This window comes from Mycobacterium sp. (assembly GCF_052144515.1).
In the GTDB taxonomy this organism is placed as follows: Bacteria; Actinomycetota; Actinomycetes; order Mycobacteriales; family Mycobacteriaceae; genus Mycobacterium.
This window is the reverse complement of the sequence record NZ_JBKQQD010000153.1, coordinates 1-6,821: the sequence shown is the minus strand read 5'-3', so window position 1 is coordinate 6,821 and position 6,821 is coordinate 1. Positions and strand designations below refer to the sequence as shown.

At 65.8% G+C, this 6,821-nt stretch carries 4 protein-coding genes and 1 pseudogene; 3 read left to right on the top strand and 2 right to left on the bottom strand.

What is annotated here, in order from left to right; translation table 11 throughout:
- Positions 1 to 1,084, bottom strand: a 1,084-nt coding sequence (locus ACLP9N_RS09725; protein ID WP_442407208.1) for a PucR family transcriptional regulator, incomplete at its 3' end; no start/stop codon positions are given.
- Between the two features lie 139 nt (positions 1,085 to 1,223).
- On the opposite strand from ACLP9N_RS09725, the gene ACLP9N_RS09720 reads away from it, so the two are divergent.
- Complete coding sequence (locus tag ACLP9N_RS09720; protein ID WP_442407207.1) at positions 1,224 to 3,041, top strand: DUF3556 domain-containing protein; 1,818 nt, start codon at positions 1,224 to 1,226, stop codon at positions 3,039 to 3,041.
- A complete protein-coding gene (locus tag ACLP9N_RS09715; RefSeq protein ID WP_442407206.1) occupies positions 3,038 to 4,459 on the top strand; it encodes a phytoene desaturase family protein in 1,422 nt (473 codons plus the stop codon). The genes ACLP9N_RS09720 and ACLP9N_RS09715 overlap by 4 nt, the downstream gene beginning before the upstream one ends.
- 44 nt (positions 4,460 to 4,503) lie before the next feature.
- Here ACLP9N_RS09715 and ACLP9N_RS09710 read toward each other — a convergent pair whose 3' ends face one another.
- Complete coding sequence (locus ACLP9N_RS09710) at positions 4,504 to 5,397, bottom strand: 3-hydroxyacyl-CoA dehydrogenase family protein (RefSeq protein ID WP_442407205.1); 894 nt, start codon at positions 5,395 to 5,397, stop codon at positions 4,504 to 4,506.
- 184 nt (positions 5,398 to 5,581) lie between these two features.
- Here ACLP9N_RS09710 and ACLP9N_RS09705 point away from each other — a divergent pair.
- A pseudogene (locus tag ACLP9N_RS09705) lies at positions 5,582 to 6,821 on the top strand (PE domain-containing protein); the annotation flags it as partial.

Here is a 6,821-nt window from a genome sequence, read left to right as displayed (position 1 = left end):
CGTCGTTCTCGTTGTCGCCGGCAAGGTCTCCAAGCACGGCGGCCACCCACTCGCGGGTGTCGACCACGTCGCCGCCGAGACGCGCCACCACGGACAACCCCGGATCACTGGCGGCGATGACCGTCGGCGTCGACGAATTGGGCCGCTCTCGGACGATCGAGACGGCGCGGGCATCCGCTGCCTCCCGGTGTGAGCGGCGAAAGCCTTCGATGCCGCTCGCCACCGTCCCGATTGCCACACTTGGCGAGTCCGGGCGGGTCAGCGCGAACCGGCGGACTTTCGCAACGACGGCATCGGCATCGGTCACCACGGCGCGATACGGCAGCCACCCCCACCCACAGCTTCGATCGGCGGGAACGAACAGCGGGCCGGCACCGGCACCGGCGGCTTCGCCCAGTTCGCGAACAAACCGTTGCAGCCTGGCAAGGTCGTCGCCTTCGGTGCCCAGGTCCGGGTACCACATGATGAGCCCCAGGTGATGCCACAGCAGCGGATAACGGATCGACGTGGTTGCCGCATCGACATCGATGGCCTTGTTCGCGGCCAGAACCTCACGCACCCGCAGGGCACGAAGGCTGTTCTGGTTCTCCAGCCAGCGTTCGCGTTCGTCTTCGTAGACAGCGACGACTTGCTGCGACATCCAGTCGATGTACCCGAACATGGTGGCGGTGATCGCCTCGATCACCTCCACTCTCATCGGTTCCGGGATTTCGATCGCGCGCAATTCTGCGAAAACCGCCTCATTCATCCAGCGCTGACCGAGCCGATAGGCGCGCACCAGCGCGTTGACGGGCACCCCGTGCTGTGCCAATCGGCGGGCGTACTCCAACGCTGCGGTGGGGGCCTCGACGCGCTCGACCGCGATGTCGTAGCGCAACGCGTACAGGAGCGTGTCCACGTTGCCCTCGACACTGGTGCCGAGCAACTCCACGAGCGCGGGATCGCCGCGCAACTCGGGGATCTGCCCCTCGAGGGAGCGACGAAGCTTCGAGGACACGTCGGCCACCCGTCCGTGCAATCGGCCGGCGACCTCGGCGACGTAACCGTTCACCCCGACATCGCTGTCAAGAGGTGGTTTCTTCACCTCAATGACGTTAGACCCGGTTGTCGCCCAGCGATAACACCTTCGGGCAGTTTTGTCGATCCGCGACTGTGTCACGCCGCGCGCAATTCCTAATGTTGTAGCCACTCTCGGCAAACAAATGTCAGAAGGAGCGAAGACAATGGGATTCACACAACCGGATCTCGCCACAGTCGACCCGGATACGTTCTTGCAGAAGCCGCTGATGGAGCGGATGCGGATCCTCGCCATCGACTGGGGCGAAAAGGGCTTCGGCTCGCCGAGGATGATCCACACCATCTACATCGTGAAGCTGGTCGTGTTCTTCGCTATCGGCGGCATCACCGTCGCGACGGCGACGTCGGGGCTGCCCGCCTTCTGGCATGTGACCGAATGGTGGAACCAACCAATCGTCTACCAGAAGGTCATCCTGTGGACCGTGCTGCTCGAGGCTATCGGCGTGGCCGGCTCCTGGGGGCCGCTGGCCGGCAAGGTCAAGCCCATGACCGGCGGCATCCTGTTCTGGGCCCGACCGGGCACCATCCGGCTGCGCCCGTGGAATTGGGTGCCGTTCACCAACGGCGATCGGCGCACCTGGTTCGACATCGCGCTCTATTTGGCACTGCTGGTGAGCCTCGCGGTCCCGCTGCTGTCACCGGGCGTGCACAACGACTCGCTCTCGAAGGCGTTGCCGGACAACACATCGGGTCTGGTGAACCCGGCCCTGCTGATCACGCCGATCGCGCTGCTCGTGCTGGTCGGTCTGCGGGACAAGACGATCTTCCTGGCCGCCCGCGGCGAGCAGTACTTGCCGGTCCTGGTCATCTTCGAGGTGTTGCCGTACTCGAACTTCACCAACATGATTGTCGCTTTGAAGATAGTGATCGTGGTGGTTTGGGTTGGTGCCGGCTTCTCGAAGTTCGGTAAGCACTTCTCCAACGTCATTCCGCCGATGGTGAGCAATACAATATTCGCGCCCAAATGGGTGCGACGGGCCCACTACTGCGAATTCCCGCGCGATATGCGGCCATCGCGGCTGGCGGACTTGATGGCACACGTCAATGGCACCACGGTCGAGATCATTGCTCCGCTGATCCTGTTCTTCTCCACCAACAAGTGGGTGACGCTGGTTGCGGCGCTGTTGATGGTGGGCTTCCACCTGTTCATCATCTCGACCTTCCCGCTTGCGGTGCCGCTGGAATGGAACGTGGTCTTCGCTTACACCACGATCTTCTTGTTCCTCGGCTTCCCGAACTGGAACGGATACGCCCCGTGGAACATGTCGCCGCCGTGGCTGGCCCTGATCATCGTCGCCGCGCTGCTGTTCTACCCGATCCTGGGCAATCTGCGGCCGGACAAGGTGTCCTTCCTGCCCTCGATGCGGCAGTACGCGGGCAACTGGGCCTCGGCAGTGTGGACCTTCGCGCCCGGTGCCGAGCAGAAGCTGAACCGGGTCACGCGCACGGCGTCCAACCAGATCGACCAGTTCGTCGCGGCCGGCTACGAGCCCAAGTGGGCGGAGATCACCCTGCAGAAGACCATCGCGTGGCGAACCATGCACAGCCAGGCCCGCGGCCTGTTCTCGCTGCTGTTGACACACTTGCCCGACGTCGACACCCGCACCGTGCGCGAGGGGGAGTTCGTGTGCAACTCTCTTATCGGATTCAACTTCGGCGACGGTCACCTGCACAACGAAGGCTTGATCCGGGCCGTGCAGCGCGAAGCCGCATTCGAGCCGGGCGAGTGCGTCATCGCGTGGGTAGAGTCGGAGGCCTTCGGTAGCGGTGTTCAACACTACAAGCTGATCGATGCCGCCCTCGGGGTCATCGAGCGCGGGACCTGGAAGGTGGCCGACGCGGTCGCCGAACAGCCCTGGCTGCCCAACGGCCCCATCCCGACTCAGGTGAGCTGGTCGCTGCGCGGCACCAAGCCGGCCGCGGTCGCCGAAGATCAGGACCACGGTCACGGAGCGCTGGCATGAGTACCGCACTGGTGGTGGGCGGCGGGCCCAATGGGCTCGCCGCCGCCATCTCCCTGGCTGCCGAAGGCGTGCAGGTCACTGTGCTCGAGGCCGCCGACGAAGTCGGCGGTGGCGCCCGCAGCAGCGAGGCGATCATCCCCGGCCTGCTGCACGACCACTGCTCGGCAATCCACCCGATGGCCGTCGGCTCGCAGTTCCTCAGCCACTTCAACCTGGAGCGGTACGGCCTCTCGTGGCGGCGGCCGGAGATCGATTGTGTCCATCCCCTCGACGACGGCAGCGCTGGCGTGCTGTACCGCTCGGTGGAGCAGACCGCGGCCGGTCTCGCTCGCGACGGATCGCGGTGGCGGCTCGCCTTCGGCTACCCGGCCGCCCGGTTCGACGCACTCAGCGAGGACATCATGCGGCCCCTGCTGCGGTTCCCGCACCATCCGCTGATGCTGGCCCGGTTCGGTGCGCCCACCGTGCTTCCCGGATCCGCGTTCGCCCGGCTGTTACGCACCGAGGAGGGGCGGGCGTTGTTCGGAGGTGTTGCGGCCCATGCCTTTCGGCCGCTGCACTACCCGATGACCTCCGCTATCGGGATGGGCATCATCGCCGCCGGCCACCGGCAAGGCTGGGCGGTGGCCGAGGGTGGGTCGCAGTCGATCACCAACGCGATGGTCGCGTTGCTGGGCGACCTGGGCGGCAAGATCGAGACCGGTGTCCGAGTCGAGACGGCATCGCAGCTGCCGCCGGCGGACGTCACGATGTTCGACCTGGCGCCAACCGCGGTCGCCGGAATACTCGGGGACCGTCTTCCGCGCCGGATCTCGCGTGCCTTCAAGAGGTTTCGGCGCGGCCCCGGTGCGTTCAAAGTCGATTTCGCCGTCGAGGGCGGCGTGCCCTGGACCAACCCCGACGCCCGCCGGGCCGGCACGGTGCACGTGGCCGGGACCTATTCCGAACTCGCCGCGACCGAGCGTGACATCCACGCCGGCCGCATGCCGGAGCGGCCGTTCGTGCTGGTTGGTCAGCAGTATCTGGCCGATCCGCAACGCTCGGTGGGCAATACGCATCCGGTCTGGAGCTACGCGCACGTCCCCAACGGTTACGCCGGAGACGCGACCGAGGCGATCGTCACCCAGATCGAGCGGTTCGCCCCCGGTTTCCGGGAACGCATCATCGGGTACCAAGTCCGCTCGACGACGCAGATGGAAACCTACAACGCCAACTACGTCGGAGGCGATATCGTGACCGGCGCCAAGGACATTCGCCAGCTGACGTTCGGCCCGCGAATCACGTTGTCGCCGTATAGCGTTGGAGTGCCGGGAATGTACATCTGCTCGGCGGCCACCCCGCCGGGGCCCGGCGCGCACGGCATGTGCGGCGCCAACGCCGCCCACCTCGCGCTCGCCCACCTGGCCCGGCGAGCGTAACGCGGCTGCGAACAACCAAGCGGGCGCCGGTTTTCGCAGTGGCGTTACTCTCGCGCGCCAGAAAGGCCAGAAGGGTACTTGTAGAAGCCCTCGCCGGTCTTGACGCCGAACTTGCCCGCGTCGACATAGGCCTGCAACAAGTCCCGCACGTTCTTCGGTAGGTGCGGGAACTCTTCGGCGTAGTGGTTCTCAATGTCGAGCACAACGTCGAGCCCCACCAGGTCCATCATCTGGAACGGCCCGGCCGGGACGCCCCAGTTGACCTTGAACATTCCGTCCACATCCTCCGGGCGGGCCACGCCCTCGGCAACCACGGCCAGCGACTCGCGTTTGATGGCTGCCCAGATGCGATTGAAGATGAAGCCGGTACTCTCCCGGCGCGCCTCGAAGGGGTACACGCCGAACTCGGGCAGGACGCCCAGCAGGGTGTCAAGCAAGGCGCGGTCCGTCTCACCGTCGGACATCAGGTCGACCGCGTTGACCTCAGGTGGCATGTAAAAATGCATGTTGCACAGTCGCCGTTTGTCGCGCACATCCTCGGCCATCAAGCGCGACGGGTACGACGACGAGTTGGTCGCGAAGATGGTGTCGGGCGGCGCGGCGCGGTCGATCTGGCCCCACAGCGGGATCTTGATCTCAAGCCTCTCCGGGACGGATTCAACGGCAAGCCACGCGTTGTCCAACGCCTCGTCGAGCGAACTTGCGCCCATCGCGGTGCCGACTTCGCCAAATCCTCTGCTCTGCACAGCTTTTGGAAGGTTCTCCGACACGTACTGCGTCGCGGCGGCCAGTTGTTCGGCGCGCCGCGCGTAGATCCGAACCGTTCCACCACGGCTGGCGAACATCAGCGCGATCCGGCGTCCCAGCGTCCCCGCCCCGATCACGGCGACCGGTCGGTTGCGGATGTCCTCGAAGGTGTAGGTGTAAGAGCCAGTCACACACGCATACTAAGGCGCGCACGGCAACTTCGTTCGCCCAACATCGCCGCCCATTCGCGTTGAAAACGGCTTTGCCGAAGTGCGAATTGGCCTAGTGTGTGAGCGCAACTCGAGGGTTACGGACGATTTAACGGAGTCGAGCGTGTTGAGTGGCCAGTTGATGACAAGCGCCGGGGGGTAGGCGGTGTCGTTTGTGCTCGTGGCGACGGACGCGTTGGAAACGGCGGCGGCGGATGCGGCGCGGATCGGTTCGGCAGTGCGGGCCGGCAACCTGGCCGCCGTCATTCCGACGACTGAGCTCGCAACGGCGGGGGCCGACGAGGTGTAGGCGGCCATTGCGGCGGTGTTTGGCGCGCACGCCCAGGTGTTTCAGGCGGCGGCGGCGCAGGCAGCGACGTTTTTCGAGCAGTTGGTGGGCACCTTGAGCGCAGCGGCGGCGGCGTATACAAGCACAGAGGCGACCATCGCCACCTCGCTGGCGGGAGCGTTGGGCGCAACGAACGCGCCCGCGCAGGTGCCCCAGGGGCTGCAGGCGTTCGTCTCCGACCCACTCCGCACCGTCGGCGAAGCCTGGGTCAACAGCCCCCTGGGCCAGGAGCTCGACCCCATCATCAACGCGCCCACCGACGTGCTGTTCGGACGGGATCTGATCGGCAACGGTGTTGTCGGAACGGCCGCGCCCTCCACCAAGATCGTCATCGACTTCGTGCGGCACGGGGAGTCGATAGGCAACGCGTCGAATCTGATCGACACGGCGGTGCCCGGCACCGGGCTCACCGCGCTGGGCCAGCAACAAGCGCTGACCGTCGCCAACCTGCTCAACGGGCAGGGCCCCTTCGCCGGGATCTTCTCGTCGCAGTTGCTCAGGACGCAGGAGACCGCCGCGCCGCTGGCCGGCCTGCTGGGCATGAGCGTGCAGCCGTTGCCCGGACTGAACGAGATCAATGCCGGCATTCTCAATGGCTTCCCGGAGGTCCCCCTGGGTGTCCTGTATCTACCGGGCCCGCTCGCGTGGACGCTCGGGCTGCCCCTCGTGCCAATGCTGGCCCCGGGCTCCGGACTCTTCAGCGGGTTGGCGTTCGACCAGGGCTTCACCAACGCGCTGCAAACGATGTACGCAGGTGCCCTGGCTCACCCGGTCCTGGCGGCAAACGGCCAGATCACCGACGTCGCGTATTCAAGCGAATTCGCCATCGAGGTGGGGACGCTGATGAACGTCAAGAACCCCGATCTCTTACTGATGCTCACCCACCCGCTCACCAACACGGGCATTGTCGTGGTGCAGGGCGACCCCCGGGACGGCTGGAACCTGGTCAGTTGGGACGGGGTGCCCGTCCCGCCGGCGTCATTGCCGACCGAGCTGTTCGTCGACGTGCGGGACCTGGTCATGGCGCCGCAATTGGCGGCCTACAACGGGTGGGAGG